The following is a 13,779-nucleotide window of genomic DNA, read 5'->3' on the forward strand; positions in this document are numbered from 1 at the left end:
TTTTCGGCGTTGATCACTCCAGAAGTAGTGTTAGGGAAGGTTCCTTCTTCCCTGGATAGGTGGGAGCGAAGACGAGGCGCGCACCGCGCAGGTCAACCAGATCCTCGGCCTCCTCGGGGAGTACGGCCTGCTCCTGCCGCAGGGCATCGCCTACATCCCCCAGCGCGCCGGCAGGAGCAGGCCGGCTGCCACGCCTTTGATCTTGCGCAATGCTGGCAGCGCGGGCTGACGTAGGCTGCGAGCGGGTTCGGAACTCAGCGATCTCGATAGCGCGATCCGGACGAACTTGCCGGTTGTCGGACGAATCCCTGGTTTGGCCGACGCCTTCCTTTTGAGGTGCCGCTATGAAGATTCTTCTCGCTGTCGACGGCAGCGCTTACACCCAGCACATGCTCGCCTACCTGGCATTGCACGAACGCTGGTTCGAGCCGGGCCATGCCTACACGGTATTTCATGCCGTGCAAAAACTGCCGGGCGGGCTCATTGCCGCCATGAGCGACGAAGCCGTCCAGGCGCGTTACGACGCAGAAGCCGAGGAGGTCTTCGCACCCGTGCGGGACGCCTTGCAGGTGCGAGGCCTCAAGCCTGCGTTCCAGCATCGGGTCGGTGATCCGGGGCGGCTCGTGGCCCAGCATGCCGACCAGGGCGGCTACGACCTCGTGGTGCTGGGCTCGCACGGCCATGGCGCATTGTCGGCAATCGTGGTGGGCTCCGTCGTCACCAAGGTGCTGGCGCTGTGCAGGGTGCCGGCCTTGATCGTGCGCGGCCCGCTCGGCGACGCGCTTTAGCCGGGGACCGGAGACTGCCATGTATCGAAGCCTGCTGATACACCTGGACGAGGGCGCGCACTGCGCCGCGCGCGCTGACGTGGCGCAGAGGCTGGCGCGCCGCTTTGGCGCCCACCTCGTCGGCCTGGCGCCGAGCGGTCGGACGCCGGTCTCGCTGAGCTTTGCCGCGACCGCCATGCTGGCCGAGGCGGCGCAAGCCGTCCGCGCCGACGCGCAGCGGCGGGCCGACGACTTCGTGGCCGCCTGCCATGCCGCTGGGCTGATGTCCGTCGAAGCGCTGGCGGATCCTGAAGACGCGGTGGTCTCCCTTGTCGACCATGCCCATTGCAGCGACCTCGTCATCCTTGGCCAGGGCGAGGACGCTGCCGCGCGCGCCGTGGTCGAGCATGTCGTGCTGGAATGCGCGCGGCCTGCGCTGGTACTGCCCTATGCGGGCACCGTCGACCCCATCGGGGAGCGCGTTCTCGTGGCCTGGAACGACAGCCCGGAAGCCGCGCGTGCGCTGCGCGACGCGTTGCCAATGCTCCGCCAAGCGCGCGAGGTCACGGTGATGCGATGCGACGCCCCTGGCGGCTCGGTAGAGGAACTCGGCGCCGCCATCCAAGGCAAGCTGGAGGCCTTGCGCCGCTGGTTGATGTGGCATGGCGTGGACGCCCAGTTGCGGCTGGAGGTCTCGGACCTCGATGCTGGTGAGCTGCTGCTGTCGCGCGCCGCGGACCTGGGTGCCGACCTGCTGGTCATGGGGGCCTGGGGCAGGGCGCGCTGGACGCAGAGGTGGCTGGGCGGCGCGACGCGCACTCTGCTGGACAGCATGACGTTGCCGGTGCTGATGTCGCATTAGCAGGCACGGGCCGGCTCACAGCCAGGCCCAAGCTGCGGCGGCGCCGATGCTGCAGATGGCCACGCTCGCCAGGCCCATGCTCCGGCGCACATCGCCGCGCGCAGTCAGCATCACCATGGCGATCTTCACTACCGTGTTGGCGAGCAGGGCGGCCAGCACGGCCCAGGCAGTCCAGGCCGTAGAGACCGTCCTCATGGCGCCGGCGCTCCGGCCGCTGAGCGACAGCACGATGGCGTCGACGTCTGCCGCGCCGGCAAGCGCCGAGACGGCGATCAAACCGCCGGCGGGGAACTGTTGCTGGGCCAGCTTCACGATCACCAGTACGACCGCGAACAGCGCACCGAAGCGGATCGCCGCGCCCAGGCTGAACGGGTTCTTCAGCGGCGCGGTGCTTGCCGTGGCGGTGCTCGCGGCGGCAGCGCCGGCCAGGTAGTGCCGCAGTGCCAGTGCGCCGGATACCACGCTCATCACCACCAGTGGCAGCCACAGCGCGGCCAGCAAGGGCGGGTTGAGCACGGCGACGATGGTCATCACGCGCAGGAACATCACCAGCCACGCGCAGAGGATGCCGGCCGTGATGGCGCTGCTGTTGGCGGCGGGCCCGGCCCTGCGGCTGTCGCGTGCGAAGTTCAGCGTGGTGGCCGTGGACGACACCAGGCCGCCGGCCAGGCCGGTGATGGCGGCGCCGCGCGCCGGACCCAGCCAGCGCATGCCGACGTAGCCGGCCAGCGAGAGTGCCAGGATCAGCACGACCATCAGCCACAGCTGGTAGGGGTTGAGGGCCTGCCAGGGGTCCATCGTTTCGTTGGGCAGCAGGGGCAACACGATCACGGAGGCGATCAGCAGCTTGAGGCCTGCCAGGATGTCGTCAAGGCCCAGCCGTTGCACCAGCGCGTGCAGCGGCTGTTTGAATGCCAGCACCGCCGACAGCGTCACGGCCAGCGCCACGGCGAGCGCCTGGTGGCCGGTGGCCGCCAGGCCACCCAGCAGCACGACGAGCACGGCGGCGATCTGGCTGGTCATGCTCGGTGCGGCGTCCCGGCCATCGTGGCGCCACAGCACATGGCGTGTGACGGTCATCGCGGCGACGGCGGCGATCACCACCACCAGGAGCCACGGCAGCTGCAGCGCCTGGCCCAGCCATGCCGAGGTCGCGCCCGCCAGCGCCAACAGGGCATGCGTGCGGATGCCGCCGATGGTGTCGGCGGGCCCGGCGGGCCGCTTCTTCTCCCGTTCGATGCCGACCAGGATGCCGATCAGCAGCGCGGCAAAGAAGCCGCCGGCGAGCTCGGGGGTCATGCCTGCCGCCGCCGGTGCCAGCGCGGTCGACGGTCGAGTGGGTGCACCGGCAACATGGGTATCGGCATGGGCGTCTCCGGTGGAAGGGCGGGTTGCGGGGCCGTCATCGCGACATGAATCTATGCGGCTGCCCCGGCGGCGTCGTTGATCTGCATCAGTCGGGCTTCGTCGGTGCCTTCGTCGCCCGGCTTGATCCAGCGCAAGTCGGCCGCCGCGGCGCTGCCTAGCATGGGGCATCGCCGAGGTGCGGCGATGCCAAGCTCAGCAGAGGACCGAACAAGATGGAACTCCAGACCCAAGCCCACCTGCCCATGCTGCGCCAGCTGCTGCTCTACCGCCAGACGGAGCTGCGCGCCGAGGTGCATGCGGCGCAGCTGGCGCGTCAACGTCAGGCAGAGCAGGGCGACAACCCCGAGGTGAGCGACCTCAAGGACGGCGCCGAGCGGATGCAGCGCCAGCAGACCGAGGACTTCCAGGCCGGGCGCGACCTGCGCGAACTGCAGGACGTCGACGATGCGCTGGGCCGCCTGGATGCCGGCACCTACGGTGACTGCGCCGACTGTGGCGAGGCCATTTCGGTCGCACGTCTGCAGGCCCTGCCGTTTGCGCGCCTGTGTGCGGGCTGCCAGGCAGCCCGGGAGCATCGGGCATGAAGGCGCCGCGTCGCCTTGGCCTCGCGACGTTGAGTGCGGCCACGCTGGCCGCCGTGGCCGCGGGTTGCGCGGTGGAGGTGCAGAACACCAAGCCCGCGCAGGCGCTGGCACGCGAGGCCCTGCCGGAGGGCCAGCGCTACGTCGGCTGGCGGGTCTTCCAGCAGAAATGCGCGACCTGCCACGGCACGGCGGCGACCGGTTCTGCCGCCGCCCCCGACCTGCTGCCGCGGCTGCGCGAGATGGGCTCGCACCAGTTCGCCAGCCTCGTGCTCAGGCGCTATGACTGGATCCTCGCCGCCGCGGAGTCCGACCCGCAGGCCGCAGGGCAGAGCGCCGTGGCCGAGAAGATCCTGCAAGGCCGGGAGGCGGCGCTGGTGATGCCGGCCTGGCAGGGCGACCCCATGGTCACGGCCCACATCATCGACCTCTACGCCTATCTTGCGGCGCGCGCCGATGGCACCCAGGGACCGGGCCGGCCGGCTCGGTAGCCAGCCGGCAGGCCGACCGTCAGCGCCGGTTTTTTCACGGCGCAGCCACCGCCGCTCGCGGCGCTGTTTGATCTCACGCAAGGCTCTGTGCCATCGCGCTGGCTAGGCTGGCGCAACTCAGCAAGGAGACCTCGATGCCGAACACGCCGCGATATGAGTCAGCACGCCGCAGGGTGGCCCCATGAGTGCGTCAGCTGGGCTCAGCCTGCGCTTTCTGGGCGCCACCGGCACGGTGACCGGTTCGCGCTATCTCGTCGAATGGCAAGGCCGCCGCCTGCTGGTGGATTGCGGCCTGTTCCAGGGCCTCAAGCAGCTGCGCCTGCGCAACTGGGCGCCCTTCGCCGTGCCGGCCGCGTCTCTCGATGCGGTCGTGCTGACCCACGCCCACATCGACCACAGCGGCTTCCTGCCGCGCCTGGTCAGCGAGGGCTTTCGCGGGCCCATCCACGCCACGCCCGGCACCGCCGAGCTGCTGTCCATCCTGCTGCCCGACTCAGGTCGGCTGCAGGAGGAGGACGCGCGCTATGCCAACCGGCATGGCTTCAGCCGCCACACGCCGGCCCTGCCGCTCTACAGCGAAGCCCAGGCGCTGCAAAGCCTCAAGCAAGTGCGCCGGCACGAGTTCGGCCGCAGCTTCGACCCACTGCCCGGGCTGACGGCGGCCTTCAGCCATGCCGGCCACATCATCGGTGCGGCCAGCGTCCACCTGGCCACGGCGGCGGGGTCAATCAGCTTCTCGGGCGACCTGGGCCGGCCCGACGACCCGGTCATGCTGCCGCCGGCGCCAGCGCCGGATGCCGACATTGTCGTCATCGAGTCGACCTATGGCGACCGGCGCCACGCCGGCGCTCCCAGTGCCGACGCGCTCTGCGACGTCGTCGCCCGCACGGCCGCGCGCGGCGGCACGACGCTGATCCCGGCCTTCGCGGTGGGGCGGGCGCAGGCTATCCTGCATGCCCTGCTGCGCCTGAAGGCCGAGCGCCGCATTCCCGACCTGCCGCTCTACCTGAACAGCCCGATGGCCACGCAGGTCACGCGGCTGGTGCAGAGCCATGTCGACGAGCATCGCCTGACCGAGGCCGACCGGCGCGCCCTGGTCGAGAACGTGCGTTACGTGCGCACCGAAGACGAATCGCGCGCGCTCAACCGGCCGTCCTTCCCCAGCGTCATCGTCGCGGCCAGCGGCATGGCCACGGGCGGCCGCGTGCTGCATCACCTGGAGGCCCTGGCCCCCGACCCGCGCAACGCTGTCGTCTTCGTCGGCCACCAGGCCGCCGGAACGCGCGGCGCCACGCTGCTGGGTGGGGCTGAAAGCATCCGGATGCACGGCAAGTGGGTGCCGGTGCGCGCGCAGATCGCGGCCATCGACGGCATGTCCTCGCATGCCGACCAGGCGCAGCTGCTGGACTGGCTGGCCACGCTGAAGCGGCCGCCCCGCCATGTCTACCTGACGCACGGCGAGCCGCAGTCCGCCGACGCGCTGCGCCAGGCCATTGAGGAGCGCTTCGGCTGGCCCGCCTCCGTACCCGACTACCTCGACACCGTCACGCTCTGATCTCGTTGCCCCCCAGGAGTTGCCATGCCCACCATGAAAGCCGCCGTCGTTCGCGCCTACGGTGAACCGCTCAGTCTGGAGGAGGTGGCCATTCCCGATGTGCCGCCCGGGCAGATCCTCGTCAGGGTCGCGGCCTGCGGCGTCTGCCACACCGACCTGCATGCGGCCGACGGCGACTGGCCGGTCAAGCCGCCGCTGCCCTTCATTCCCGGCCATGAAGGCGTCGGCCATGTGGCGGCGCTGGGTGCGGGCGTCAAGAGCGTCCGCGAGGGCGACCGCGTCGGCGTGCCCTGGCTGCACACCGCCTGCGGCCATTGCGAGCATTGCCTGACCAGCTGGGAGACGCTCTGCGACGCGCAGCAGATGACGGGGTACACGGTCAACGGCAGCTTTGCCGAGTACGTGCTGGCCGATCCGGCCTATGTGGGCCACCTGCCGGCCAACGTCTCGTTCGAGTCGCTGGCGCCCATCCTCTGTGCCGGGGTCACGGTCTACAAGGGGCTCAAGGTGCTGGACGCGCGCCCGGGCCAGTGGGTGGCCATCGTCGGCGTGGGTGGGCTCGGCCACTTGGCCGTGCAGTACGCGCGCGCCATGGGCTTTCACGTCGTCGCCGTCGACATCGACTCCGCCAAGCTCAAGCTCGCCGCCCAACTGGGCGCGGAGCTGTGCATCAACGCCGCCGAGGAGGACCCGGTGGCCCTGCTGCAGAAGCAGCTGCGCGGCGTGCACGGCGCCCTCGTCACCGCGGTGTCGCGCGAGTCCTTCAGCCAGTCGCTGGGCATGCTGCGCAAGCGTGGAACCATGTCCATGGTCGGTCTGCCGCCGGGCGACTTCGCGCTGCCGATCTTCGATGTCGTGCTGAACGCCAAGACCGTGCGCGGCTCCATCGTCGGCACGCGCCAGGACCTCAACGAGGCCCTGCAGTTCGCCGCCGAAGGCCTGGTGCATGCCACCACGACGACACACCGGCTGGAGGACATCAACCGCATCCTCGACGGCCTGCGCCATGGCCGCATCGAGGGCCGGGCAGTGCTGAGCTTCGCCTGAACTTCAGCCGGCTTTCGCGCCGAGCTGGCGCATCTGCCGGCGCCACTTCGCCACACCGGCCTCGCCCAGGCGGCCGCGCTGCCCCGGCGTCCGCGCTACGGCAGGTACACAACGCGCTGGTGACGAGTTCTCGCCCGCCGCCCGACCGAGCCGGCCCCTCCTCAGCGGTTGACGCTCAGGACCAGCGCCGCCTGCAGGATGCGGCAGCGCCTGAGGGCCGGTGGCAGGCTGGCGCCCAGGTCCTTGGTCAGGGCGGCGGTCGGGTGGCCAGGCATGGCCAACCCGAAGAAGACCGGAATGCGCGCGCCTTGCGCGATGCGGCGCACGAGGGCCTCGGGCAGGTGCTGGCATTCGATCGCGTCATAGAGCTCGCTGAGCAGCCTCGCCACGGCATCGATCTGCTCGGCGCTGCTGCTCTCGTCCAGCCCTGGTGCGACCAGGGAGACCTGGGCGCCCAGCGCCGTCGCGGCGGTGACGAAGTCGCGCTGGCCTTCGTCGCCTGGCGTCATCGTGAAGAGAGCCAGCCGCTTGCCCCGCAGTGGCTTGAGCTGGACGGCGTCCAGATCTGCCAGCGCGCGTGCCTGTGCCACCAGCGCGGTGGCGGTCAGCGGCGCGGTGAGATCGGCGTTGGGGGCGAGGTGACGGGCAAGGGAACACATGCGGCGTCAGCGTATCGAAGCGATAGGGCGCGCCCTTTGACCGAGGTCAACCCGTTTGAATGCTCGTTGGAGACCGATCTTCGGTGACCGTTGGTTCGACGAGTGTTACGCACCGCCATCAGGCCACGCCACCGAAAGAGCACCATGCAGATGACTGCAGCACAACTCGCCATCGTCGAGACGCCAACAGGTGGCGAACCTGGCCCATCGCCTGCCGCGGCGCGCTTCGCATGTCCTTAGCGACGGCGCGGAGGCAACTCCTGGCACGCTGCGTGGTCATGTGCGTGGCCGGCTCCCTGACTCTTGGGTTTCGTCCTCTTTGGAGAGCAGTCATGGCAACGCCCGTAAAGGGTCAGGTCATGATCCTCCACTGTGAAGCCAGGAGGAGCCAGAGCAGCCAAATTGCCGGGGCAAGCATCGACTTCGAACACGCGCTGGCAGGTCAGGCACTGGAAGTGGTGATGGTGTCCGCCACCGGCCACTTCGTATCGAGCAACCTCGCCGGGCAGTAGTACCGAGCGCAGCTCGCCTTCTTCCATCAGCACACGCAAATTGCGATAGACGGTAGCCAGACTTAGACCAGGGGCGCCGGCTTCAGCAGCCTGCAGGATCTCTTGCGGCAGCAGCGGACGTGCAGCATCGGTAATTGCCTGCCGGATGGCCGTTCGCTGTCGGGTGTTGCGTTCCATGGGCTGAAGCTTAGCTTCGACATTAATGCAAATGACTTCGCATTATGATTAATGCATTGCCACACCTCTGACATCATGCTTTCTCGTCCGCTTCATCCTCTTGCGCTTGCCATCTCAACGCTCGTTGCAACGTTTGCGCAAGCCGAACCCGACGTAACTCTGCCGGCCGTAGAGGTTGTCGGGCGAACTGCGTCCGGGGCGTACCACGCCGGTGACGCCAGCGGCGCCAAGACGGAACTGCGGCTGCGAGAGCTGCCGCAGTCGGTGCGCGTCATGACGCGCCAGGCCATCGACGACCTCGGTGCCACCAAGCTTGACGACGTGCTGGACTACGTTGGCGGCGTATCTCGCCAGAACAACTTCGGCGGCCTCTGGGACAACATCGCCGTGCGCGGCCTCGCCGGCAATGAGAACTCCGGCATGGCCACGCTGCTGAACGGCTTCTCGTCCAACCGTGGTTTCAACGCTCCGCGTGATCTCGCGGGCGTCGAGCGCATCGAATTCCTCAAAGGGCCGGCCGCCGCGCTCTACGGCAGCAGCGAACCGGGTGGCACGCTGAACATCGTCTCCAAGCGCCCGCTCTGGCAGGCTGGCCATGCGCTGGAGGTCTACGCCGGCAGCTTCGGCCTCAAGCGCGCCGCGCTCGATAGCACCGGCCCGGTCAGCGCCGCGCTGGCCTACCGTCTGAACCTCGCCATCGAGGATCGTGACAGCTTCCGCGACCACGTCCAGGCACGCCGCGAAGTCATCGCGCCCGCCTTCAGCTGGAAGCTCGGCGCTGACACGACGCTGGACTACGCCGGCGAGCTGGTGCGTCACCGCACGCCGCTGGATCGCGGTGTCGTCGCGACGGCGGATGGCCGGCTGGGCGTCATCCCCCGTGAGCGCTTCCTCGGCGAGCCTGCGGACGGCGACGTGACGGTGGAAAACCGCACCCACCAGCTCATCCTGTCGCATGACTGGAACGCTGACTGGCGCAGTCGCATCGGCCTGTCCTCCCGTGAAACCTCGGTCCGCGGCTTTTCCACCGAACCGACCGCGCTGCAGCCCAGCGGCGTGCTGACGCGCCAGCGGCGCTCGCGCGACTTCGACTCCGAAGACCTTGCGCTGCAGGCTGAGCTGCAGGGCCAGCTTCGCACCGGCAGCGTGTCCCATGAACTGCTGCTGGGCGCCGAGGCTTATCGCTTCGATATGGATTCGGTGATGCTGCGCGTCAACCCGACGAGCGCCAACCCTTACGCCATCGACATCTACCGGCCGGTCTACGGCCAGCCCCAGCCCACGCCGGCGGCCAATACCGACACGCTGGAACTGCAGCGCAACCATGCCTTCTATCTGCAGGATGCGGTCACTCTCGCACCTCAATGGCGACTGGTGGCCGGCGTGCGGGTGGACCACTACCGCCAATCGCTGCGGAACCGCCGCAACAGCATGACGACACGCCAGGACCCGACGGCCACCTCGCCGCGGGTGGGCCTGAGCTGGCTGCCTGCGCCGCAATGGACTGTCTACGCCAGCACCGGCCGTTCCTTCCGCCCCAATGTCGGCACGGACTTCGGCGGCCAAGGTTTCGCGCCCGAGAGCGGCCGTGTGCTGGAACTCGGCAGCAAGTGGGAAAGCGCCGACCGCCGCATGGGGATCACGGCAGCGCTGTTCGACATCCGCAAGCGCAACGTGCTGACGGCAGACCCGGTCAACACCGGCTTTTCCATTGCCGCGGGTGAAGTCGGCAGCCGAGGGCTTGAGGTCGACTTCGCTGGCCAGATCAGCACGCACTGGCGCGTCAATGCGAGCCTCGTTCTCAACGACGTGGAGGTCAGGCGCGACAACACGCTGCCGACCGGCACGCGTCTGCTGAATGTGCCGAAGGTGAACGGCAGCCTGTTGGCGGTCTACGAGGGCGTGGTCGGCAACGGCCAGCGGTTCGGCCTTGGCGGCGGCGTCACACATGTCGGCGCGCGAATCGGCCAGACCGCGACGAGCTTCGAGCTGCCGGACTACACGACCGCCAAGTTGGTCGGTCACTGGCGCATCAGCCCGTCGCTGCGCGCGACGCTCGACGTGGACAACCTCTTCGACACCACCCACTACACCAGCTCCTACAGCCGCGTTTGGGTCACGCCCGGTGCGCCGCGCACCGTGACGCTGGGCCTGCAGGCCAAGTTCTGAACGCGAGTCCGACATGAGTTCAACGACCACCCCGCTGCTGGACGTCGCGGATGTCGCCGCCGGCTACAACGGCCTGGACATCCTCAATGGCCTGACGCTGCAGGTCGCGCCCGGCGAGATCTACGCTTTGCTCGGCGCCAACGGCGCCGGCAAGACGACGACGCTCAACCTGCTGCTGGGCTTCGTGCGCGCGCGCCGCGGCCGTGTGCGAGTAGGCGGCGTGGATCCCGCGCAGGACGCAGCGGCCGTTCGGCGCCAGGTGGCCTACATCCCGGAGAACGTCGCGCTGTATGAGCACCTGACCGCGCGCGAGAACCTGGACTACCTGCTGTTTCTTGCCGGCCAGCCGCAGGACGCTGCTGCCGTCGGCGCGGCGCTGTCAGGCGCGGGCTTGGACGCCGCCGCCCACGATCGCCGCGTGGCCGGCTTCTCCAAGGGCATGCGCCAGAAAGTCGCCATCGCGCTCGCTCTCGCCCGCCACGTGCCGGCGCTGCTGCTGGACGAGCCGACCTCCGGCCTCGACCCCCAGGCCGCCGCCGAGTTCAGCCGGCTGCTCGGGCTGCTGCGCGCGCGCAGCGTTGCCATCCTGATGGTCACGCACGACCTGCTTGGCGCCGCCGAGGTGGCCGACCGCATCGGCTTCCTGCTGGCCGGACGGCTGGTGGAAGAAGTGCGGGCGTCGGGCTCCGACCGTTTCGATGTGCGCGCACTGCAGCGGCACTACGCCGCAGCGGAGGTCGGGGCATGAGCATCGTGCGCCGCGTCGCGGCCGAAGAGCTCCGGCTGATGCGCCGCGACCGCGTCGCGATGCTGGGCCTTGTGCTGTTGTTGGTGCTGAGCGCCATCGCGGCGTTCACGGCCTGGGAGTATCAGCGTGGCGCCCAGGCCGAACGCCAGCACCGGCAGGCCCAGGTGGCGCACGAGCTCGAGGCCCAGCCCGACCGCCACCCGCACCGCATGGTGCATTACGGACACTTTGTGTTCCGCCCGCTGACCGCGCTCGCCGCATTCGATACCGGCATCGATCCCTTCACGGGCCATACGCTCTTCCTCGAAGGCCACCGTCAGAACAGCGCCAACTTCGGCGATGTGCGCCAGTCCTCGCTGCTGCTGCGCTTCGGCCAGCTCACGCCGGCCTTCGTGCTGCAGGTGCTGGCGCCGCTGCTGCTTGTCTTCATCGGCCATGCCGCCGTCGCGCGCGAGCGCGAGAGCGGCACCTTGCGCGTGCTGCTGGCGCAGGGGCTGCGGCCGGGCCAGTTGGTCGCTGGCAAGCTGCTGGCACTCTCCGGGGTGGCTGCGCTGATGCTCGCGCCGGCGCTGCTGGCGCTGGCGGGCATCGCACTTGGCATGCCGGCTCAGGCAGGCCTGGCGCTGGCACTGGGACTGGCCTACGCGGCATGGCTCGCAATGTGGGCGCTGGGCGTGGCGACCGTGTCCACCCTCGCGAGCCGCGGGCGTGACGCGCTGATGGCGCTGCTTGCGCTGTGGACGGTCAGTGTGGTGCTGCTGCCCCGGCTGGCGCCGGAAGTCGCAGCGGCCACGCTTGCGCTGCCCACGCGGCTGGAGATCGACATCGCCGTCGAGCGCGACCTGGCGGCCCTCGGCGACAGCCATAACCCGGACGACCCCTACTTCAACGAGTTCCGCCGCAAGGTGCTCGCTCGGTACGGCGTCTCGCGCGTCGAGGACCTGCCGGTCAACTACAAGGGCATCGTCGGCATGGAAGGCGAGCGGCTGACCAGCCAGCTGTTCGACCGCTATGCGCGGGAGAGTTTCACGCTGCAGCAGGCCCAGGTGGAGCGGCTGGAGTTCTTCTCGCTGCCCAGCCCTGTCATCGCGCTGCGGCGTCTTTCCATGAGCATTGCCGGCACCGACCTGTCCTCTTATCGTCGCTTTCTGGAGCAAGGCGAGGCGCACCGCTACGCGCTGATCCAGGCGCTGAACCGGCTGCAGGCAGAGAAGCTGACCTGGGCCTCGGACCGCAACAGCCGCGAGAGCCGCATCAGCAAGGAGCACTGGCACGGTCTGGCCGAGTTCAAGTTCGTGCCGGAGCCGCCCGCCGAGGCCCTGCGCCGTGCCGAGCCGATGGCGGCGGTGCTGCTGGTCTGGCTTGGCGCGCTTGGCGCAGCGCTGGCATTCGCGACCCGGCGGCTGCAGGGAGCCATGCGATGAGCGCGCTGCGCTATGAATGGCGCCTGCTGGCGCGGTCGCGCTGGGCCGTCTGCGCGCTCGTGCTGCTGTTGGCGCTGAGCGCCATCGCCGTCGTGTCGGGCCTGCGCGAGGTGCAGCGCCAACACGACACCATCGCCCGCGTCGCCGCGCTGCAGCAGCAGGAACTTGCCGGGCAGGCCCCCAAGCTGACGCGCCGGGGCGACGCCGGTACGGTGGCCTACTACGCCTTCCTCAGCACCTGGGATCCGCCGTCGTCTGCAGCCTTCCTGGCCCAGGGTCTGCGTGACGTTTCGCCCTTTGTGCTGCGCGTGCGTGCGCTGGCATTGCAGTCGCAGCTGCATGAGGGCGAGACCTTCAACCCCGAGTTGGCCTTGGCCGGACGCTTCGATTTCGCCTTCGTGGCGGTCTATCTGCTGCCACTCTTCCTGATCGCGTTGCTGCACGACCTCGTCAGCAGCGAGCGCCAGTCCGGCCGCCTGGGCACGCTGCGCGCACTGCCCGGTGCGGGGCCAAGCCTGTGGCAGCGCCGTGCCGCGCTGCGTGCGGGGCTGGCGTCGCTGTGTGTGCTGCTGCCGGCGGCTGCGGGTGCGCTGGCCAGCGGGATGCCGGCCGGTGCGCTGGCCGCCGTCGTCGTCGCCGTGCTGGCGTATGTGGCTTGCTGGTCGGGACTGGCGCTGCTCGTCGCCTTGCGCGGCGGCAGCTCGGTGGCGAATGCGACCACGCTGATGGGTGCCTGGGCCGTGCTGACGCTCGTCTTGCCCACTGTGGGCAACGCGGCGCTGGCGCGAAACGTGCCGGTGCGTCAGGGGGTTGAGCTGATGCTGGCCCAGCGCGAGACAGTGCATGGAGGTTGGGACCGTCCGCGGGAGGAAACACTCGCGCGCTTTTTCCAGACCCATCCGCAATGGCAGCACACCGCGCCGCTGCCGGCCGGTTTCCACTGGAAGTGGTACTACGCCTTCCAGCAACTCGGCGACGAGAGCGTGGCGCCCCAGGTTGCCGCCTATCGCGAGAGCCTCATGGCGCGCCAGCGCGCCACCGACGCGCTCGGCGTTGCGCTGCCTGGCGTGGGACTGCAAGCCGTGCTTCACCGCGTGGCGCGCACCGACCTCCTCGCGCAACTGCGCTATCAGGATGCGGTCACGGCCTTCCATACGCGATTGCGCAACCACTACTACCCCTACCTGTTCGAAGCACGGAGATTCGGCGCTGACGATTTCGACCGGCTTCCGCGTTTCGAGCCTGCCGCCGATGCGCCGGAAGTCCCTGTGACGCCATTGGCGGTCCTGGCACTGCTGGGCTGCGCCGTGCTGGCCCTGGGCCTTCGCGCGGCCGGTCGTGTTGAGGGGCTGCGTTGAATCGGGTGCTCTCCATGTTGCCGGCGGGCAGTCTGCTGACTTGCAGCGCTGCGGCGCGGTT

13 protein-coding genes are annotated in these 13,779 nt (G+C 69.4%); 10 read left to right on the forward strand and 3 right to left on the reverse strand.

The genetic code is table 11. From position 1 onward, the window contains the following. Nucleotides 1-344 precede the first annotated feature (344 nt). Together ACT6S0_RS00170 and ACT6S0_RS00175 are read left to right on the forward strand one after the other, a co-directional pair. A complete protein-coding gene (locus tag ACT6S0_RS00170) occupies nucleotides 345-788 on the forward strand; it encodes a universal stress protein (RefSeq protein WP_444761938.1) in 444 nt (147 codons plus the stop codon). 19 nt (nucleotides 789-807) lie between these two features. Further along, nucleotides 808-1,629 carry a universal stress protein gene (locus ACT6S0_RS00175; protein ID WP_444761939.1) on the forward strand — a complete coding sequence of 274 codons (822 nt, stop codon included), beginning with the start codon at nucleotides 808-810 and terminating at the stop codon, nucleotides 1,627-1,629. A 15-nt stretch (nucleotides 1,630-1,644) separates the two neighbouring features. Here the strand turns inward: ACT6S0_RS00175 and ACT6S0_RS00180 are convergent, their stop codons facing one another. Beyond that, nucleotides 1,645-2,928, reverse strand: coding sequence for an MgtC/SapB family protein (locus ACT6S0_RS00180; protein WP_444761940.1), 1,284 nt, complete (start codon nucleotides 2,926-2,928; stop codon nucleotides 1,645-1,647). 281 nt (nucleotides 2,929-3,209) lie between these two features. Between ACT6S0_RS00180 and ACT6S0_RS00185 the strand changes: the two genes are divergently transcribed. From ACT6S0_RS00185 to adhP, 4 genes are all read left to right on the forward strand, one after another. Then, on the forward strand, nucleotides 3,210-3,581 hold the full coding sequence (locus ACT6S0_RS00185) for a TraR/DksA family transcriptional regulator (protein WP_444761941.1): 372 nt from the start codon (nucleotides 3,210-3,212) through the stop codon (nucleotides 3,579-3,581). Further along, nucleotides 3,578-4,069: a c-type cytochrome gene (locus ACT6S0_RS00190; RefSeq protein ID WP_444761942.1), complete on the forward strand. Its 492-nt coding sequence runs from the start codon at nucleotides 3,578-3,580 to the stop codon at nucleotides 4,067-4,069. Before ACT6S0_RS00185 ends, ACT6S0_RS00190 begins: the two co-directional genes overlap by 4 nt. Nucleotides 4,070-4,250: 181 nt before the next feature. Beyond that, complete coding sequence (locus ACT6S0_RS00195) at nucleotides 4,251-5,624, forward strand: MBL fold metallo-hydrolase RNA specificity domain-containing protein (protein ID WP_444761943.1); 1,374 nt, start codon at nucleotides 4,251-4,253, stop codon at nucleotides 5,622-5,624. 33 nt (nucleotides 5,625-5,657) lie between these two features. Next, nucleotides 5,658-6,671 carry an alcohol dehydrogenase AdhP gene (gene adhP / locus ACT6S0_RS00200; protein ID WP_444761986.1) on the forward strand — a complete coding sequence of 338 codons (1,014 nt, stop codon included), beginning with the start codon at nucleotides 5,658-5,660 and terminating at the stop codon, nucleotides 6,669-6,671. A 161-nt stretch (nucleotides 6,672-6,832) separates the two neighbouring features. Here the strand turns inward: adhP and ACT6S0_RS00205 are convergent, their stop codons facing one another. After that, nucleotides 6,833-7,330, reverse strand: coding sequence for an ornithine carbamoyltransferase (locus ACT6S0_RS00205; protein WP_444761944.1), 498 nt, complete (start codon nucleotides 7,328-7,330; stop codon nucleotides 6,833-6,835). A gap of 236 nt (nucleotides 7,331-7,566) precedes the next feature. Beyond that, nucleotides 7,567-8,019: a Fur family transcriptional regulator gene (locus ACT6S0_RS00210; RefSeq protein ID WP_444761945.1), complete on the reverse strand. Its 453-nt coding sequence runs from the start codon at nucleotides 8,017-8,019 to the stop codon at nucleotides 7,567-7,569. Nucleotides 8,020-8,094: 75 nt separating this feature from the next. Here ACT6S0_RS00210 and ACT6S0_RS00215 point away from each other — a divergent pair, with 75 nt between their 5' ends. The 4 genes from ACT6S0_RS00215 to ACT6S0_RS00230 are packed head-to-tail and all read left to right on the forward strand — an operon-like array spanning nucleotide 8,095 to nucleotide 13,718. Further along, complete coding sequence (locus ACT6S0_RS00215; protein WP_444761946.1) at nucleotides 8,095-10,188, forward strand: TonB-dependent siderophore receptor; 2,094 nt, start codon at nucleotides 8,095-8,097, stop codon at nucleotides 10,186-10,188. Nucleotides 10,189-10,201: 13 nt separating this feature from the next. Further along, complete coding sequence (locus ACT6S0_RS00220; protein ID WP_444761947.1) at nucleotides 10,202-10,936, forward strand: ABC transporter ATP-binding protein; 735 nt, start codon at nucleotides 10,202-10,204, stop codon at nucleotides 10,934-10,936. Continuing rightward, the gene (locus tag ACT6S0_RS00225; protein WP_444761948.1) at nucleotides 10,933-12,360 is read left to right on the forward strand and encodes an ABC transporter permease; all 1,428 of its coding nucleotides are present in this window, start codon (nucleotides 10,933-10,935) and stop codon (nucleotides 12,358-12,360) included. Before ACT6S0_RS00220 ends, ACT6S0_RS00225 begins: the two co-directional genes overlap by 4 nt. Beyond that, on the forward strand, nucleotides 12,357-13,718 hold the full coding sequence (locus ACT6S0_RS00230; protein ID WP_444761949.1) for a DUF3526 domain-containing protein: 1,362 nt from the start codon (nucleotides 12,357-12,359) through the stop codon (nucleotides 13,716-13,718). The genes ACT6S0_RS00225 and ACT6S0_RS00230 overlap by 4 nt, the downstream gene beginning before the upstream one ends. The last annotated feature ends 61 nt before the right edge of the window (nucleotides 13,719-13,779 follow it).

Origin of the sequence: Roseateles sp. (assembly GCF_052436255.1) — a bacterium.
Taxonomy (GTDB): domain Bacteria; phylum Pseudomonadota; class Gammaproteobacteria; order Burkholderiales; family Burkholderiaceae_C; genus Pelomonas.

What these genes read in the sequence shown, in the direction of transcription:
- ACT6S0_RS00210 (WP_444761945.1), bottom strand. Translation starts at nt 8,019, where the DNA reads ATGGAACGCAACACCCGACAGCGAACGGCCATCCGGCAGGCAATTACC.
- adhP (WP_444761986.1), top strand. Translation starts at nt 5,658, where the DNA reads ATGAAAGCCGCCGTCGTTCGCGCCTACGGTGAACCGCTCAGTCTGGAG.
- ACT6S0_RS00195 (WP_444761943.1), top strand. Translation starts at nt 4,251, where the DNA reads ATGAGTGCGTCAGCTGGGCTCAGCCTGCGCTTTCTGGGCGCCACCGGC.
- ACT6S0_RS00205 (WP_444761944.1), bottom strand. Translation starts at nt 7,330, where the DNA reads ATGTGTTCCCTTGCCCGTCACCTCGCCCCCAACGCCGATCTCACCGCG.
- ACT6S0_RS00185 (WP_444761941.1), top strand. Translation starts at nt 3,210, where the DNA reads ATGGAACTCCAGACCCAAGCCCACCTGCCCATGCTGCGCCAGCTGCTG.
- ACT6S0_RS00215 (WP_444761946.1), top strand. Translation starts at nt 8,095, where the DNA reads ATGCTTTCTCGTCCGCTTCATCCTCTTGCGCTTGCCATCTCAACGCTC.
- ACT6S0_RS00220 (WP_444761947.1), top strand. Translation starts at nt 10,202, where the DNA reads ATGAGTTCAACGACCACCCCGCTGCTGGACGTCGCGGATGTCGCCGCC.
- ACT6S0_RS00190 (WP_444761942.1), top strand. Translation starts at nt 3,578, where the DNA reads ATGAAGGCGCCGCGTCGCCTTGGCCTCGCGACGTTGAGTGCGGCCACG.
- ACT6S0_RS00180 (WP_444761940.1), bottom strand. Translation starts at nt 2,928, where the DNA reads ATGACCCCCGAGCTCGCCGGCGGCTTCTTTGCCGCGCTGCTGATCGGC.
- ACT6S0_RS00225 (WP_444761948.1), top strand. Translation starts at nt 10,933, where the DNA reads ATGAGCATCGTGCGCCGCGTCGCGGCCGAAGAGCTCCGGCTGATGCGC.
- ACT6S0_RS00170 (WP_444761938.1), top strand. Translation starts at nt 345, where the DNA reads ATGAAGATTCTTCTCGCTGTCGACGGCAGCGCTTACACCCAGCACATG.
- ACT6S0_RS00175 (WP_444761939.1), top strand. Translation starts at nt 808, where the DNA reads ATGTATCGAAGCCTGCTGATACACCTGGACGAGGGCGCGCACTGCGCC.
- ACT6S0_RS00230 (WP_444761949.1), top strand. Translation starts at nt 12,357, where the DNA reads ATGAGCGCGCTGCGCTATGAATGGCGCCTGCTGGCGCGGTCGCGCTGG.